The sequence below is a fragment of the uncultured Flavonifractor sp. genome (assembly GCF_944385615.1).
Taxonomy (GTDB): domain Bacteria; phylum Bacillota; class Clostridia; order Oscillospirales; family Oscillospiraceae; genus Flavonifractor.
Map to the genome: position 1 here is coordinate 1 of NZ_CALWXV010000020.1, position 15,783 is coordinate 15,783.

At 60.4% G+C, this 15,783-nt stretch carries 16 protein-coding genes; all 16 read left to right on the plus strand.

Going from position 1 to position 15,783, the window contains the following annotated elements; all coding sequences use genetic code 11:
• A partial coding sequence (gene clpX / locus Q0J75_RS06820) for an ATP-dependent Clp protease ATP-binding subunit ClpX (RefSeq protein WP_297198622.1) occupies positions 1-801 on the plus strand: 801 nt, incomplete at its 5' end.
• Between the two features lie 112 nt (positions 802-913).
• Positions 914-3,313 (plus strand): endopeptidase La, encoded by a 2,400-nt coding sequence (gene lon / locus Q0J75_RS06825; protein WP_297198625.1) that lies wholly within the window; start codon positions 914-916, stop codon positions 3,311-3,313.
• A gap of 49 nt (positions 3,314-3,362) precedes the next feature.
• Positions 3,363-3,962, plus strand: coding sequence for a ribosome biogenesis GTP-binding protein YihA/YsxC (gene yihA / locus Q0J75_RS06830; RefSeq protein ID WP_297198629.1), 600 nt, complete (start codon positions 3,363-3,365; stop codon positions 3,960-3,962).
• On the plus strand, positions 3,959-4,711 hold the full coding sequence (locus tag Q0J75_RS06835) for a fumarylacetoacetate hydrolase family protein (protein ID WP_297198632.1): 753 nt from the start codon (positions 3,959-3,961) through the stop codon (positions 4,709-4,711). The genes yihA and Q0J75_RS06835 overlap by 4 nt, the downstream gene beginning before the upstream one ends.
• Positions 4,712-4,849: 138 nt before the next feature.
• Entirely contained in the window at positions 4,850-5,560 is a 711-nt protein-coding gene (locus tag Q0J75_RS06840) for a site-2 protease family protein (RefSeq protein WP_297198635.1), read from the plus strand.
• Position 5,561: 1 nt separating this feature from the next.
• Positions 5,562-6,365, plus strand: a complete 804-nt coding sequence (locus tag Q0J75_RS06845; RefSeq protein WP_363315715.1) for a segregation and condensation protein A — start codon at positions 5,562-5,564, stop codon at positions 6,363-6,365.
• 23 nt (positions 6,366-6,388) lie between these two features.
• A complete protein-coding gene (gene scpB, locus Q0J75_RS06850; protein WP_297198639.1) occupies positions 6,389-7,057 on the plus strand; it encodes an SMC-Scp complex subunit ScpB in 669 nt (222 codons plus the stop codon).
• Positions 7,054-7,683 (plus strand): DUF2953 domain-containing protein, encoded by a 630-nt coding sequence (locus tag Q0J75_RS06855; protein ID WP_297198642.1) that lies wholly within the window; start codon positions 7,054-7,056, stop codon positions 7,681-7,683. The genes scpB and Q0J75_RS06855 overlap by 4 nt, the downstream gene beginning before the upstream one ends.
• Before the next feature lie 3 nt (positions 7,684-7,686).
• Positions 7,687-8,151 (plus strand): GerW family sporulation protein, encoded by a 465-nt coding sequence (ytfJ, locus tag Q0J75_RS06860; protein ID WP_297198645.1) that lies wholly within the window; start codon positions 7,687-7,689, stop codon positions 8,149-8,151.
• 25 nt (positions 8,152-8,176) lie between these two features.
• Positions 8,177-9,253, plus strand: coding sequence for a D-alanyl-D-alanine carboxypeptidase family protein (locus tag Q0J75_RS06865; RefSeq protein ID WP_297198649.1), 1,077 nt, complete (start codon positions 8,177-8,179; stop codon positions 9,251-9,253).
• A 68-nt stretch (positions 9,254-9,321) separates the two neighbouring features.
• Positions 9,322-10,029 carry a pseudouridine synthase gene (locus tag Q0J75_RS06870; protein ID WP_297198652.1) on the plus strand — a complete coding sequence of 236 codons (708 nt, stop codon included), beginning with the start codon at positions 9,322-9,324 and terminating at the stop codon, positions 10,027-10,029.
• A 228-nt stretch (positions 10,030-10,257) separates the two neighbouring features.
• The gene (locus Q0J75_RS06875; protein ID WP_297198656.1) at positions 10,258-11,127 is read left to right on the plus strand and encodes a MurR/RpiR family transcriptional regulator; all 870 of its coding nucleotides are present in this window, start codon (positions 10,258-10,260) and stop codon (positions 11,125-11,127) included.
• Positions 11,124-12,380, plus strand: a complete 1,257-nt coding sequence (locus tag Q0J75_RS06880) for an NAD(P)/FAD-dependent oxidoreductase (protein ID WP_297198658.1) — start codon at positions 11,124-11,126, stop codon at positions 12,378-12,380. Before Q0J75_RS06875 ends, Q0J75_RS06880 begins: the two co-directional genes overlap by 4 nt.
• A 1-nt stretch (position 12,381) precedes the next feature.
• On the plus strand, positions 12,382-13,062 hold the full coding sequence (cmk, locus tag Q0J75_RS06885; RefSeq protein ID WP_297198660.1) for a (d)CMP kinase: 681 nt from the start codon (positions 12,382-12,384) through the stop codon (positions 13,060-13,062).
• Positions 13,059-13,655, plus strand: coding sequence for a lysophospholipid acyltransferase family protein (locus Q0J75_RS06890; RefSeq protein ID WP_297198663.1), 597 nt, complete (start codon positions 13,059-13,061; stop codon positions 13,653-13,655). The genes cmk and Q0J75_RS06890 overlap by 4 nt, the downstream gene beginning before the upstream one ends.
• Positions 13,652-15,595: a bifunctional 4-hydroxy-3-methylbut-2-enyl diphosphate reductase/30S ribosomal protein S1 gene (locus tag Q0J75_RS06895; protein WP_297198666.1), complete on the plus strand. Its 1,944-nt coding sequence runs from the start codon at positions 13,652-13,654 to the stop codon at positions 15,593-15,595. The genes Q0J75_RS06890 and Q0J75_RS06895 overlap by 4 nt, the downstream gene beginning before the upstream one ends.
• Positions 15,596-15,783: the final 188 nt, after the last annotated feature.

Here is a 15,783-nt window from a genome sequence, read left to right on the forward strand (position 1 = left end):
GAGCTGGCCGAGCGGGGCATCATCTATGTGGACGAGATCGACAAGATCGCCCGGAAGAGCGAGAACACCTCCATCACCCGGGATGTGTCCGGTGAAGGTGTGCAGCAGGCCCTGCTGAAGATTCTGGAGGGTACGGTTGCCAACGTGCCCCCCCAGGGCGGCCGTAAGCACCCCCACCAGGAGTTCATTCAGATCAACACCAAGAACATCCTCTTCATCTGCGGCGGCGCCTTTGACGGGATGGATAAGATCATTGAGCAGCGCCTGGACAAAAAGACCATCGGCTTTGGGGCCGATATCCAGACCAAGAAGGAGAAGGATACCGCCATCTTCAAGGAGGTCCAGCCCCATGACCTGCTGAAGTTCGGTATCATTCCCGAGCTGGTGGGCCGTCTGCCGGTAATCACCACCCTGAACGCCCTGGATAAGGACCAGCTGGTGCGTATTCTCACCGAGCCCAAAAACGCTTTGGTGAAACAGTACCAGAAGCTGCTGGAGTATGATATGGTGGACCTGAGCTTTGACACCGCCGCTTTGGAGGCTGCCGCCGACAAGGCCATTGAACGGGGCATCGGCGCCCGCGGCCTGCGGGCGGTGCTGGAAGAGGTCATGACCCAGACCATGTATGACGTGCCCTCTGATCCCACCATCACCAAGGTGACCATCACCGCCGACAGCGTGAAGAACCATGCGGCTCCCAAGGTGGAGCATGATCCCGAGCGTACCCACCGGCCCCGGCTGGGAGGCGCCTCCCTCCGGGCCGAGCACGGAGGAAAAGCGCCCAAGGGAAATGTGTCCTAAGAGGACCATCTGAACCAAAGCAATCGCAGGAGACAGGAACCGGGAGACTGGGCAACACCGGCCGCCCTCGGTCCTGTCTCCTGTTTCACATCCCGGAGAGGAGGGAAAACCCATGCGAACCAATCTGCCTGCCGTCATGCCTGCTCTGGCGCTGCGGGGGCTGACCATTTTTCCCAATATGCTGCTCCATTTTGACGTGGCCCGGGAGGCCTCCATCAAGGCGCTGGACGAGTCCATGACCACCGGCCAGCCCATCTTCCTGGTGGCCCAGCGGGACCTGTCGGTGGAGGACCCCACAGAAGAGGACCTTTATCGCATTGGTACCATCAGCACCGTGCGCCAGATCCTGCGCCTGCCCGGCAGCAGCGTGCGGGTCATGGTGGAGGGCGTCAGCCGGGGCCGGCTTCAGAGCCTGACCCAAACCACGCCCCACTTTATTGCTCAGGTGGAGGAGATCCCGGAGGAGGTACCGGCACGCCGCTCCGCCCGGACCGAGGCGCTGATGCGCCAGACCTATGAGCTGTTTGAAACCTACATCGACCTGGCCCCCAAAATGACCCCTGATATTCTGCTGTCAGTGCTGTCCAGTGAGGAACCGGGGTATATCGCCGACTACATCGCCCAGAATTTGCCCATGCGTACCGGGGACAAGCAGGCCATTCTGGAGGAGCTGCGCCCCATCCGCCGTCTGGAAAAGCTGTGTCACAACCTCCGCCGGGAGGTAGAGATCCTAGAGCTGGAGCACGAGATGCAGAACAAGGTGCGGGACCATCTCACTCGCAGTCAGCGGGACTATGTGCTGCGGGAGCAGCTGAAGGTCCTCCAGCAGGAGCTGGGGGAGGACAGCCAGGGAGACAGCGAGATCACCGAATACCGCCAGCGCATCGCTCAGGCCAAGCTGCCCCAGGAGGTGGCGGACAAGCTGAACAAGGAGCTGGGCCGTCTGGAAAAGCAGCCCTACGGTTCCGCCGAGGCCACCGTGCTGCGCAATTATCTGGACAATGTGCTGGAACTGCCCTGGGGCAAACGCACCAAGGAGCGCGTCAATGTGGAGGCTGCCCGCAAGGTGCTGGATGGGGATCACTACGGTCTGAACAAGGTAAAGGAGCGTATTTTAGAGTTCCTGGCGGTCAAGCAGCTGGCCCCCCAGCTGAAGGGACAGATTCTCTGTCTGGTGGGTCCTCCCGGCGTGGGTAAGACCTCCATTGCCGCCAGTATGGCCAGGGCCATCCACCGGAATATGGCCCGCATTTCCCTGGGCGGCGTCCATGATGAGGCCGAGATTCGGGGCCACCGCAAGACCTATGTGGGGGCTATGCCCGGCCGTATCATCGCCGCCATCAAGCAGGCGGACAGCTGTAACCCATTGCTGCTGCTGGATGAGATCGACAAGCTGGGCAACGATCAGCGGGGAGACCCGGCCTCCGCTCTGCTGGAGGTGCTGGACGCCGAGCAGAATGCCACCTTCCGGGACCACTTCCTGGAGGTACCCTTCGACCTGTCCGACGTGCTCTTTATCACCACCGCCAACACCCTGGACACCATCCCCCGGCCTTTGCTGGACCGGATGGAGGTCATTGAGCTGACCAGCTACACCGACGAGGAAAAGGTGGAGATCGCCAAGCGCCACCTGATTCCCAAGCAGATCAAGCGCCACGGCCTGACCAAGGCAAAATGCAAGCTGTCAGACGGCGCCATCCGGGCCCTCATCCGGGGCTATACCCGGGAGTCCGGCGTCCGGGTTCTGGAGCGGCAGATCGGCGCTCTGTGCCGCAAGGTTGCCATGCGCATCGTGGAACAAGGTGTAAAGTCTATCAGCATTACAGAAAATAACCTGGAAGAGTTGCTGGGCATCCCCCGGTACCATCCCGACCACATCCCACAGACCGAGCAGGTGGGGGTGGTCAACGGACTGGCCTGGACCAGCGTGGGGGGCGAGATCCTGGAGGTGGAGGTGGGCGTCGTCCCCGGTACCGGCAAGGTGGAGCTCACCGGCAACCTGGGAGATGTGATGAAGGAATCCGCCCACGCCGCCCTGACGTACATCCGCAGCCGAGCCGCCCAGTTGGGCATTGAGGCCGACTTCTATAAGACAAAAGATGTCCATATCCACTTCCCGGAGGGAGCGGTGCCCAAGGACGGCCCCTCCGCCGGTATTGCCATCACTACCGCCATGGTGTCCGCCCTCACCGGCGCACCGGTCAAGCGGGAGCTGGCAATGACAGGGGAAGTTACGTTACGGGGCAGGGTCCTTCCGATCGGCGGCCTGAAGGAAAAAACCATGGCCGCCTACCGCAACGGTATCCGCACCGTTATCGTGCCGGCAAATAACCAGAAGGACCTGGAGGAGATCGACCCCACCGTCAAAGCAGGGCTGCGGTTTGTCACGGTGGAGCAGGTGGACCAGGTACTGGCGGAGGCTCTGGATTTGATTGTCAGCGACCCTGGCCCGGACCTGTCCCAGCCTCACGCCCCGGCCCAGACTGCCGAGCTGCCCGCCATGCGCCAGTAGGGCAGGGGCTTGTCCCCGGCTGTCGGAAACATCTATTTGGGAGGTAATTATGCCCATCAATCTGCAAAAGGCGGAATTTGTCCGCTCCGCCGCCAAGGCGGCCGATTTTCCCCGGGACCGGCTGGCTCAGGTGGCCTTTGCCGGCCGCTCCAATGTGGGCAAGTCGTCGGTCATCAACCGGCTGCTTAACCGGAAAAATTTTGCCCGGGTGGGCGCCGCCCCTGGTAAGACCACCCACATCAACTACTTTCTCATTGACGGGGCCTTCTATCTGGTGGACCTGCCGGGCTATGGCTACGCCAAAGTATCCATGGCGGAAAAGCAACGGTGGGGACGGCTGATGGAGGCGTGGTTTGCCGATAACTCCCTTATGACACTGGGGCTGCTGATCGTGGATGCCCGCCATAAGCCCACCGCCGACGATTGCACCATGGCAGACTTTTTCAAACACAGCGACAGGCCCTTTGCTGTGGTAGCCAACAAGCTGGACAAGCTGCGTAAAAGCGACATCGAGCCCAATCTGGCCCGCATCCGTGAGACACTTGAGCTGGACGAATCTGTAAAGGTAATTCCCTTTTCTGCTGAGAAAGGGGATGGAAAGCAGGAGCTGCTCAATCTGATTATGGACCACGCGGAGGGATTGGCATGAAATATGTAAAGCTGCTGCGGGACGGCAAGGGCGTGTGGGGCGTGCTCCAGGGTGACCTGGTGCGCACCCTGACCAAGCCACCCTTTGAGGAGCTGTGCTATGATGGGGAAACCCTGCCCCTGGAGGCCTGCCGCCTGCTGGCCCCCTGTGAAGCCACCAAGATCGTATGTGTGGGCAAGAACTACTACGACCACGCGGTGGAGATGGGGGAGGGCGTGCCCGACAAGCCCGTCCTCTTTCTGAAGGCCCCCAATACCCTCAACTATCCGGAGGGTACAATCCACGCCCCCGCTTTTGTGGAGCGGCTGGACTACGAGGGGGAGCTGGCTTTTGTGATCCGCCGCCGGGCAAAAGATGTAAAGGAAGAAAGCTTTGCAGATTATATCTTAGGCTACACCTGCCTCAACGACGTGACGGCCCGGGACGTACAGAAGGGAGACGGCCAGTGGACCCGGGGCAAGAGTATGGACGGCTTTGCCCCCATCGGCCCGGTGGTCACCGACGAGGTGGACCCGTCAAATCTTTCTATCGAGACCCGCCTCAACGGGGAGGTGGTTCAGCAGGGGAATACCAATCAGTTCATGACGGCGGTACCCCAGCTGCTGGCTTTTATCACCACCTCCATGACTCTGGAGCCTGGCGATGTGGTGACCACAGGTACCCCGGCAGGTATCGGGCCTATGGTCCCAGGCGACACCGTGGAGGTCACAATCCAAGGGATTGGTACTCTGCGGAATCATATCGTGTAAGCAAATCGGACCGGCGCGGGCTCTGTGCCGGTCCGGCTTGTGTTTTTCGGGGAAATTTGTTATAATCAGAATCAAAATATGGAAGTGGCTGTCGGACTGACCCATCCACTGAAACGTAAGCTGTTGGAGGAATAACCATTGGGTTCTATCAGTGAATTTGCCCGGCACATGGACTGGTGGGGTCTTATCACCCTGCTCATCAGTGCCGTTGCCGCCCTATTGTGTATCACGCTCCATGAGCTGTCCCACGGTCTGATGGCCTACCGGCTGGGGGACCCCACCGCAAAACAGGCGGGGCGGCTTACCCTCAACCCCATCAAACACCTGGACATCATCGGCCTTTTGATGATGGTGGTGGTCAAAGTGGGCTGGGCCAAGCCGGTACCGGTGGATATGCGCTATTTTAAAAACCCCAAGGGGGGTATGGCCCTTACCGCTCTGGCAGGTCCGGCAGCCAACTTTCTCACCGCCTTGGCGGCGGTGGGGCTGTCCTCCGCGCTGTGGCATTTTTCCCCAGTGGGCAAAGTGACGCTGCTCCTGCTGTGCTTCCTGGCCAATATGGCTCTGCTGGGAGTGGGCATGGGGCTGTTCAACCTGATCCCCATCTCGCCCCTGGACGGGTCCAAAATTCTCTTTGCGATCCTGCCTGACCGGGCTTATTACACCATTCTCCGCTATGAGAAATACGTTATGGGGCTGCTGGTGGTCCTGGTGCTGCTGGGAGCCTTTGATAAGCCCCTGTCTTTTCTGATGGTCCAGTGCCTGCGTGGGCTGTGCGCCATCACCGGGATGCCGCTGGAATGGCTGCTTTACCTCCAGGACGTATCCGCTATTCTGAACCTTCTTTGAGGTGAGTGCCATCGAAACGCCCATTTACCACCTGGAAAAAGTGGTCAAGAACCGGGAGGACCTGGAGGATTTCAACGGCCCTCTGGATCTGATCCTCCACCTGCTGAGCAAAAATAAGATGGAAATTCAGGACATCCAGATCTCTCTGATCTTGGAACAGTATCTGGCGTGGATGGACCGGCGCCGGAAGCTGGACCTGGAAGTAGCCAGCGAGTTTGTGACCATGGCGGCCCAGCTGATGTACATCAAAACCCGGATGCTCCTGTCTATTCACGACGAGGAGGCCCTGTCCGAGCTGGAACAGCTGATGGCCTCTTTGGAGGAGCACCAGCGGCAGGAGGACTATTTGCGCATCAAAGCGGTTGTGCCCGCCCTGTCCGCCCGGTTTGCCGTTGGCATGGATTATCTGACCAAGCCGCCGGAGGCCTTTCAAAAGGATAAGACCTATCGCTATGTCCACAAGCCGGAGGACCTGCTGCGGGCCATGAAATCTGTGCTGGCCCGGGCCGACCACCGGCTGCCGCCTCCAATCTCCGCCTTTGATGGGATTGTGGGCCGGGAGCCCTACCCGGTGGCCGACAAAGCCGACGAAATTCTGGAGCGGTTGGCCCGCTTTGGCGTCACCCGGTTCAGCGCCCTGTTTAAGGGCAACCGGAGCCGTTCGGAAATCGTGGCCACCTTTATTGCGGTGCTGGAGTTGTGTAAGGCACGGCGGGTCCATCTGGCGGGGACGGAGCAGGACTGTACCATTACCAGCACGGGGGAGAGCGGGGAAGAAGAGACCGACTTTACCACCGGTGTTTAGTTGCCGTCAGACGGGGGATAATTATGGAAGTCAAGGAAATTGAATCGGCCATCGAGGGCATCCTCTTTGCCGCCGGAGAGCCGGTGGGGGTGGAGCGGCTGTGCCTGGCCCTGGATCTGGACCGGGCCACCGTGGACGCGGTGTGCAAGCGTCTGGCCGACTACTACAGCTATGAGCGCCGGGGTATCCGCCTGGTGCGGATGGACGCCAGCTATCAGCTGTGTTCTGCTCCCCAGTTCGCGCCCTATATCCGCAAGGCCTTTGAGAGCCGCCGCCCCGCCAAGCTGAGCCAGCCGGCTCTGGAGGTACTGGCCATCATCGCCTATCACCAGACTGCTACTCGGGCCTATGTGGACCAGGTGCGGGGGGTGGACAGCGCCTATACCATCAGCCTGCTGCTGGAGCGGGACCTGATTGAGGAGTGCGGCCGTTTGGCAGTGCCCGGCCGGCCCATCCAGTACCGCACCACCCAGACCTTCCTGCGGTCCTTTGGCCTGTCCAGCCTGGACGAACTGCCGGAGCTGCCCAATATGCCACCGGAGGATGGGCAGCAGACCATTCGTCAGATGCAGACGGCTATGGAGCAGCTCCAGGCAGCGGAAGCAGGGGAGGGCCTGGCGCAGATCACCGAAGAAGAAATCGAGGCGGCGGCCCGGGAGCTGGCCCGGTCTGAGGAGGAGTCTGGGGCATGATGGTGCTGCTGGTTGTGGGAATCGTGATCTTGGCCCTGGTTCTGGTGGGCCTGATCCGGGTGGGCGTACAGGTGGAGTACGCCCAAAACTGCCTGGAGGTCAGGCTGCTGGCTGGACCGGCAAAGATCACGCTCTTTCCCCGAAAAGCCAGAAAGCCTAAGCCCCGCAAAAAGCCCAAGCGGACCAAGGCCAAGCAAGCGAAGCCCAAGAAAGCACCGCCTACGGCGGAGGAGATTTTTGCTCTGGTAAAGCAACTGCTTCCGGTGGCCATCGAGGCCGCCGGACAGCTGCGTAGAAAGATCCGCATAGACGCCTTTTATTTGGATATTACTGTGGCATCCACCGATCCGGCCAAGGCGGCGGTGAACTATGGACGGCTCAACGGGGCCATTGGTATGCTTTGGCCTCTGGTGGAGCAAAATTTTAAGGTGAAGGAGTGGCGCATCCGCACATGGGTGGATTTTACCACCGAGCATCCCACCCTGTCTCTGCGGGCAGCGGCCACTTTGACCATTGGGCAGATTCTTTCTCTGGGCATCCGGGTGGCGTCCAGGGTGCTGCCCATTCTGCTCAAACAAAAGGACGGGAGCAAATCCCGGCAGGAAACACAGAAAGAGGCGGTTTAAACCATGGAAAAGCAGCATCCCATTGGCGATCTGATGAGCAACATCGTGGAAAAAGTCCGGGAGATCGCAGACGTGAATACCATTGTGGGCCAGCCCATTGCGGCGGGAGAGGTGAGCATCATTCCCATTTCCCGGCTGAGCGTGGGTGTGGGCTCGGGGGGCACCGAGTTCGGCAGCAAGCATCAGAAGCCGGACGGCGACAACTGCTTCGGCGGCGGTGCCGGGGCAGGGGTCAACCTGATCCCCGTGGGCTTTCTGGTGGTCAAAGGGGATTCGGTGAAGCTGCTCCCCGTGGCCCCGCCTGCCGGGACTACCGTAGACCGGGTGGTGGAGATGGTGCCCGAGGTGGTAGACAAAATCACCGACTTTATCGAAAAACAACAGGATAAGAAGGCTGCGGAAAAAGCCGCCTCGGAAAAGAACGATCAGCAGACGGGGGATAAATCGGGCTTTAAAGGCGTATACTAACCGCATCAACGTGAGGTGATGCGGTTTGAAACGCTGGTGCGCCCTTTTGCTGGTCTTGTCTTTGCTGGTCCTGCCGGTATATGGAGCGGAGCCAACCCTCTCCGCCCACTCTGCCATTCTGATGGACCTGGAAAGCGGACGGGTCCTCTATGAGAAAAACGCTCGGGAGCGCCGGTCCATCGCCAGCATTACCAAGCTTATGACCGCTCTGGTGGCGGTGGAGCTCCATCCTGATCTCTCATCGGTGGTAACGGTCAAGCGGGAGTGGACGGGGGCGGAGGGCTCCTCCATGTACCTGAAGCCGGAGGAGGAGTTAACTCTGGAGGCCCTGTTATATGGGCTGCTCCTGTCCTCAGGCAACGACGCTGCTCTGGCTATCGCCGGGTACTGTGCCGGGGATATAGGGACCTTTGTGGAGGAGATGAACAAAAAGGCGGCCCAGCTGGGGATGAACGACACCCATTTCGCAAACCCCAACGGCCTGGACGATCCCCAGCATTACTCCACCGCCGCCGACATGGCCATTCTGGCCCGGGCGGTTCTGGAACGAGAGGAGCTGCGGGTCATCGCATCCACCCGCAGCGTGTCAATCGCCGGGCGCACCCTGGTCAACCATAACAAACTGCTGTGGCGGTACGAGGGATGTACCGGCCTGAAAACCGGCTACACCGACGAGGCGGGGCGCACTCTGGTATCCAGCGCCCTGCGGGACGGACAGGAGCTGATCGCTGTCACCCTCAACGCCCCCAATGACTGGGCGGACCACGCCGCTCTCTTTGACTATGGCTTTGCTACCTATCCCCGCACGCTGGTAAAAGCGGCGGGGGCGTGGGTGGACATTCCGGTAGCCAATAGCCTGTGCCGGTTCGTGCGAGCGGGTACGGCGGCGGAGTTTTACTATCCCCTGGCCCAAGGGGAGGAACCAGAGCAAACCATACAGACGCCTCAGCAGGTGACCGCTCCGGTGCTGGCCGGATTCCCGGCGGGACGGGTGGTTATTACCCTGAATGGGGATGAGATCGCCCAGCTGCCCCTGCTCTATGAGACCGGAGCGGCCAACAATCTGGCTCCCAAGGGCTGGCTGGCCCGACTGTTCGGATAAAACCAAGGATAAAAAAGAAGGGGTCTGCCGTTCTACGGCAGGCCTCTCCTGCGGAAAGGAGACTGCCGGTGGAGGAACGACTGCAAAAAATTTTGTCCGCCCACGGAATATGCTCCCGCCGGGGGGCGGAGGCCCTGCTGGCGGCGGGCCGGATTACGGTAAACGGCCGCCCCGCCGCTGTGGGAGACAAGGCCGACCCGGAGCGAGACGACATCCGGGTGGACGGCAAACCGCTGCGCTCCCCTCAGCGGCGTACTTATCTGCTTCTCAACAAGCCCAGAGGCTATGTGACCACCCTGTCCGACGAAAAAGGCCGGAAGACGGTGGCCGATCTGGTGAAGGACTGCGGGGCCCGGGTGTGGCCGGTGGGCCGTCTGGACCTGGACTCGGAGGGCCTGTTGGTGCTCACCGATGACGGAGCGCTGACCCAGCGGCTGCTCCACCCCAGCCATGAGGTGGAAAAGGAGTATCTGGTATGGGTGCGGGGGGATATCGCTGCGGCCCTGCCGGTACTCCGGGGACCCATGGAGCTGGATGGAGTCCCCCTCAGCCCCGCTCGGGTGGAGCCTGCGGGGGAGGGAAAGCTTTCCGTCACCATCCACGAGGGGCGCAACCGTCAGGTGCGGCGGATGTGCGCCCAGGCCGGCCTGCAGGTCACCCGTCTGCGCCGGGTACGGGAGGGAGCCCTCACTCTGGGCGGGCTGAAGCCGGGCTGCTGGCGGCCCCTCACTATGGAGGAGTTGGCCCTTCTGGAACAGGCTCCCGGCAAGATGTAACAGGACTTTTTGCAGGAATTGATAGAATTCTTGCAAAAAGGGGATTGCTTTTCTCCCGGAAAACCGCTATGATATTGATTGCTGAATCTGCGGATGTGCCGCGGCTGCGCGGTATTCCACCCATATCCGGTCTGTCCGCCGGAATACCGGGGGATGGGCCGGGATTCTTTGCGATCAAGGTTAACGGCGTTATGTCTATCAGAAACGAAACGCCGGGAGGTACAGATCATGCCGAAAGATATTCTCTCTACCATTCAATCTGAAATGAATACCTTCTCCAAGGGGCAGAAGCTGATTGCCAACTTTATCCTGGAGTCCTACGATAAGGCCGCCTTTATGACGGCCAGCAAGCTGGGCAAGACGGTAAAGGTGAGCGAATCCACCGTAGTGCGTTTTGCTGCCGAGCTTGGCTACGACGGCTATCCTGCCATGCAAAAGGCATTACAGGAGATGATCCGCAACAAGCTCACCTCCATCCAGCGTATCGAAGTGACCAATGACCGCATCGGGGACCACGATATCCTGTCCATGGTGATGCAGTCGGACATTGAGAAGATCCGCCTGACCATGGAGGAGACCGATCAGGCCCAGTTCCAGCGGGCGGTGGATGCCATTGTAGGCGCCCGTCACATCTATATCCTGGGGGTGCGCTCCGCCGCTGCCATTGCCAGCTTTTTAGGCTTTTATTTTACCCTGATCTTTCAGAATGTGACCATCATCCACACCACCTCGGCCAGTGAAGTCTTTGAGCAGCTGCTCCACATCGGACCGGAGGATGTGATCATCGGCATCAGCTTCCCCCGTTACTCCCGCCGGACGGTAAAGGCCATGCAGTTTGCCCACGACCGGGGAGCGGAGGCCATCGCCATCACCGACAGCGGAGCGTCGCCCCTGACCCCCTATTCCTCTATCACCCTGCTGGCCAAGAGCGATATGGCTTCCTTTGTGGACTCTTTGGTGGCCCCCCTCAGCCTGGTCAACGCCCTCATTGTGGCCATCGGCCGGAAGAAGAACGACGACCTCTCCCACACCTTTGAGAGCCTGGAGCGGATTTGGGACGAGTATGAGGTCTACGAGAAGGTGGACGAGAACAGTTGAGTGAGATCATCGTCATCGGCGGCGGCGCCGCCGGATGTATGGCGGCCCTGGCCGCCGCGGAGCAGGGGGCGTCTGTCACCCTGCTGGAGCGCAATCCCAAGCTGGGCCGCAAGCTGTACATCACCGGCAAGGGCCGGTGCAATGTGACCAACCACTGTACGGTGCAGGAACTGCTGCAAAACATCCCTGGCAACAGCAAATTCCTCACCAGCGCCGCCACCCGTTTTCCCCCGGAGGAGGCGGAGGCTTTTTTTGAAGGGTTGGGGGTCCCGCTGAAGATCGAGCGGGGCAACCGGGTCTTCCCCCAGTCCGACAAAGCTGCCGATATCATCGACGCCCTGCTGCGGGCCTTGCGGAAGGCAAAGGTGGCTATTGTTCAGGACCGGGCGGTCAGCCTGACGGTAGAAGAAGAGGACCGGCTTACCGGCGTAACAGGGGAGCAGGGGGAGTACCCCTGCAAGGCGGTGGTCATTGCCACCGGCGGGGTGAGCTACCCCCTCACCGGGTCCACCGGCGACGGGTACGAATTTGCCCGGGCTCTGGGCCACACCATTGTAGAGCCCCGGCCTTCTCTGGTGCCCTTGGTGGCAGAGCAGCCCTTCTGCGCCCAGATGCAGGGGCTCAGCCTGCGCAATGTGGCCATCCAGGTAAAGAACAGTAAGAAGAAAACGGTGTACGCCGAACAGGGGGAGCTGCTTTTCACCCACTTCGGCCTGTCCGGACCGCTGATTCTCAGCGCTTCGGCCCATATGCGCAGCATGGACAAAGAGCACTATTTTATTCTGCTGGATCTGAAGCCCGCCCTGGACCAAGAAAAGCTGGACAATCGCCTGCTGCGGGACCTGGGCGAGCAGGCCAACAAGGATTTCCGCCATGTGCTGGAGGGATTGGTACCCCGGCTGATGGTGCCGGTACTGTTGGAGCTCACCGGTATCCCGGGAGACTTGAAGGCCAATTCCATTACCAAAGTCCAGCGGCGGAAGCTGCTGGAGACCCTGAAGGGGCTGCGTATCGATATATCCGGTCCCCGGCCTATTGGGGAGGCCATCGTCACCGCCGGCGGGGTCAAAACGTCGGAGGTGGACCCCCACACCATGGCTTCTAAAAAGGTCCAGGGGGTCTTTTTTGCCGGTGAGGTGCTGGATGCGGACGCCTATACCGGAGGCTTTAATTTGCAGATCGCCTGGTCCACCGGCCGGGCGGCGGGACGCGGTGCGGCAGAGGCCGTCCGTCTCACCAAGGAGGCAGAGTGATATGACCAAGCACAGGAGTATTGCCATTGATGGGCCCTCAGGGGCGGGCAAATCCACCTTGGCCCGGGCCCTGGCCAAAGGGCTGGGCTATTTATATGTAGATACAGGGGCAATCTACCGCACAGTGGGCCTACAGGCCTGCCGGGCGGGGGTGGACCCGGAGAACAGTGAAGCAGTGACCGCCTTGTTGCCCAACCTGGAGATCGGCATGGGCTATGGAGAGGACGGTGTGCAACGGATGTACCTTAACGGAGAGGATGTGTCTCAGGCCATCCGGCAGCATGAGATCTCCCGGTACGCCTCCTGCGTGTCCGCCCTGCCAGCGGTGCGGGCCTTCCTGTTGGACCGGCAGCGAAAGCTGGCGGAGGAACACGATGTGGTGATGGATGGCCGGGATATCGGTACTGTGGTGCTGCCCCAGGCCGATGTGAAGATCTTCCTCACCGCCGCCCCTGAGGCCCGGGCCCGCCGGCGCTGGCTGGAATTGCGGGAGCGGGGAGAAGAGGCCGATTACGACACCATACTTCAGGATGTAAAGGACCGGGATGAGAAAGACACCCACCGAGCCACCGCGCCCCTCCGACAGGCGGAGGACGCAGTACTGGCCGACACCACCGAGCTGGACCTGGACCAGAGCCTTGCGCTGCTGATGAACATCGTAAAGGAGCGGCTGCAGGCATGAACATCATCTACTTTCTGTCCTATCTGGTGCTCTGGCCGGCCTTCCGCATCTTCAAACCAACCAAGTGTATCAACAAGAGCAACTTTCCCACCGGCGGGGCCCTGCTGTGTGCCAACCATACCCGAATGAGCGACCCCCTCTTCATTGCCTACGCCCTGGGACTGAAGCATCCCATTCATGTTATGGCCAAGGAAGAGGTCATGCACTGGCCCATCATCGGCTGGATCTTGAAAAAGGGCGGCATTTTCGGCGTCAAGCGGGGCCAGGCCGACATCGGGGCCATCAAGACCGCTATGAAATACCTGAAGGGCGGGGAGCTGCTGCTCATGTTCCCTGAGGGGACCCGCCACCAGGACGGCGACTTCGGCGACGCCAAGACGGGGGCCGCCATGCTGGCCACCCGTACCGGCGTGCCCATCGTGCCCATCTACGTCCCGGCGGAGAAACGTTGGTTCCGTTGGAATCCCGTGGTTATTGGGGAGCCCTACTACCCCCAGACCTCCGGAAAGCGTGCCACTCCGGAGGAGTACCACGCCATTTCTGAGAACCTGATGGTCCGTATCGAGGCGCTCCAGCCTCAGGCCGGCCGATGAGGGTGGAGCTGGCCCGGTCCGCCGGATTCTGCTACGGTGTGCGCCGGGCGGTGGAGTTGGCCGAGCAGGCCGCCCGCAGCGGCCAGCCCTGCGCCATGCTGGGGCCCATCATTCATAACAGCAGTGTGATTGACTATTTGAAGGAGCAGGGGGTGGCTCTGGTCCAGACTCCCGAGGAGGTGCCTGCCGGTACTGCGGTTATCATCCGCTCCCACGGAGAGGGAAGGGCGGTCCATCAGGCCCTGGCAGAACGGGGATGCCCCGTCATTGACGCCACCTGCCCCAATGTCTCCCGCATCCACCGGATTGTGGAAGAGGCAGAAGGGGAGGGGCGGCAGGTGCTCATCATCGGGATGCCCGACCACCCGGAGGTGGAGGCCATCGCCGGATGGTGTGCCCATCCCGTTGTGCTGGAAGGGAAAGCGGCTCTGACACAGTGGCTGGAAGAGGACCCGAAGCGGCAGGAGATGCCCATTACCATGGTGTCCCAAACCACCTCCACCCACTTTATCTGGACAGAGTGCGTAAAAAAAGCAAAAAAAGAGTGTACAAATTTAAAAATTTTTGATACAATATGTAATGCTACGTATAAACGACAGTCTGAGGCCCAGGCGCTGGCCGCCCGAAGCGATGCTATGGTCGTCATCGGCGGGCGGGAAAGCTCCAATACCAGACGGCTGTCCGAGTTATGCAAGGCGCTCTGCCCCATGGTGGTTTGGATCGAACGGGCGGCGGAGCTGGAACCTTCCACCCTGTTTCGGAAGGCTTCTATTGGAATCACTGCGGGCGCGTCCACGCCTGAGTGGATTATAAAGGAGGTCTATGACAAAATGAGCGACGAAAACATTGAGATCGAGGAATCCTTTGCTGAAATGCTGGAGAAATCGATCAAGACTTTAAATACAGGGGAGAAGGTCACGGGCGTTGTCACTGGCATTACGCCTACTGAGATCTATGTGGATCTTGGCACCAAGCACGCCGGTTACATACCGGTGTCCGAGCTGACCGACGACCCCACGGTCAAGGTCGAGGATCTGGTAAAAGTCGGCGATGAGATCGAGACTTATGTCATGCGCGTGAACGACCAGGAGGGTGTTGTCACCCTCTCCAAGAAGCGCCTTGACACCGTGAAGAGCTGGGAAGACGTGGAGCAGGCCAAGGAGGATCACACCGTTATGGAGGGTGTGGTCACCGAGGAGAACAAGGGCGGCGTGGTCGTGTCCATCAAGGGCGTGCGCGTCTTTGTACCCGCTTCCCAGACCGGCCTGCCCCGGGATACTCCCATGAGCCAGCTGGTCAAGCAGAGAGTGCGCCTGCGCATCACCGAGGTTAACCGCGCCCGTAAGCGCGTGGTGGGTTCCATCCGCGCCGTTGAGGCGGAGGAGCGGGCTGCCAAGGCCGCCGAGGTGTGGGCCAACATCGAGGAGGGCAAGCGCTACACTGGTACCGTGAAGAGCCTGACCTCTTACGGCGCCTTTGTGGACATCGGCGGCGTGGACGGCATGGTCCACATCTCCGAGCTGTCCTGGTCCCGCATCAAGCACCCCTCCGAGGTCGTCTCCGTGGGCGACACCGTGGAGGTGTATGTCATCTCCTTCGACCCCGAGAAGAAGAAGATCTCTCTGGGCATGAAGGACCGTACCCAGAACCCCTGGGAGATCTTCACCGGCAAGTATCAGGTGGGCGACGTGGCCAATGTCCGCGTGGTCAAGCTGATGACCTTCGGCGCCTTCGCTGAGATCGTGCCCGGTGTGGATGGTCTGATCCACATCTCCCAGATCGCCGACCACCGCATCGACAAGCCCGGCGACGTACTGAGCGAGGGCCAGATGGTGGACGTGAAGATCATCGACATCGACTACGACCACAAGAAGGTCTCCCTGTCCATCCGCGCTCTGCTGGAGGGCGGTCAGGAGGAGTCCGCTCCTGTGGAGGAGTAATTCCGCATCCCAACCGGGGACGCTCTGTGGAGCGTCCCCGGTTTTTCGTTGCTCTATGACCGAGCATAGACAGACAATGGGGCCTGGAGGCAGAAAAAACGGTTTTTTCGCCCTGTGTCCCGCTATTTTTACAAGGATGCAAGTAATTTTACTTGCAAAGTATTCCAATCAAGTCTATAATAGATTTG

What these genes read in the sequence shown, in the direction of transcription:
- lon (WP_297198625.1), top strand. Translation starts at nt 914, where the DNA reads ATGCGAACCAATCTGCCTGCCGTCATGCCTGCTCTGGCGCTGCGGGGG.
- yihA (WP_297198629.1), top strand. Translation starts at nt 3,363, where the DNA reads ATGCCCATCAATCTGCAAAAGGCGGAATTTGTCCGCTCCGCCGCCAAG.
- Q0J75_RS06835 (WP_297198632.1), top strand. Translation starts at nt 3,959, where the DNA reads ATGAAATATGTAAAGCTGCTGCGGGACGGCAAGGGCGTGTGGGGCGTG.
- scpB (WP_297198639.1), top strand. Translation starts at nt 6,389, where the DNA reads ATGGAAGTCAAGGAAATTGAATCGGCCATCGAGGGCATCCTCTTTGCC.
- Q0J75_RS06855 (WP_297198642.1), top strand. Translation starts at nt 7,054, where the DNA reads ATGATGGTGCTGCTGGTTGTGGGAATCGTGATCTTGGCCCTGGTTCTG.
- ytfJ (WP_297198645.1), top strand. Translation starts at nt 7,687, where the DNA reads ATGGAAAAGCAGCATCCCATTGGCGATCTGATGAGCAACATCGTGGAA.
- Q0J75_RS06875 (WP_297198656.1), top strand. Translation starts at nt 10,258, where the DNA reads ATGCCGAAAGATATTCTCTCTACCATTCAATCTGAAATGAATACCTTC.
- cmk (WP_297198660.1), top strand. Translation starts at nt 12,382, where the DNA reads ATGACCAAGCACAGGAGTATTGCCATTGATGGGCCCTCAGGGGCGGGC.
- Q0J75_RS06890 (WP_297198663.1), top strand. Translation starts at nt 13,059, where the DNA reads ATGAACATCATCTACTTTCTGTCCTATCTGGTGCTCTGGCCGGCCTTC.
- Q0J75_RS06895 (WP_297198666.1), top strand. Translation starts at nt 13,652, where the DNA reads ATGAGGGTGGAGCTGGCCCGGTCCGCCGGATTCTGCTACGGTGTGCGC.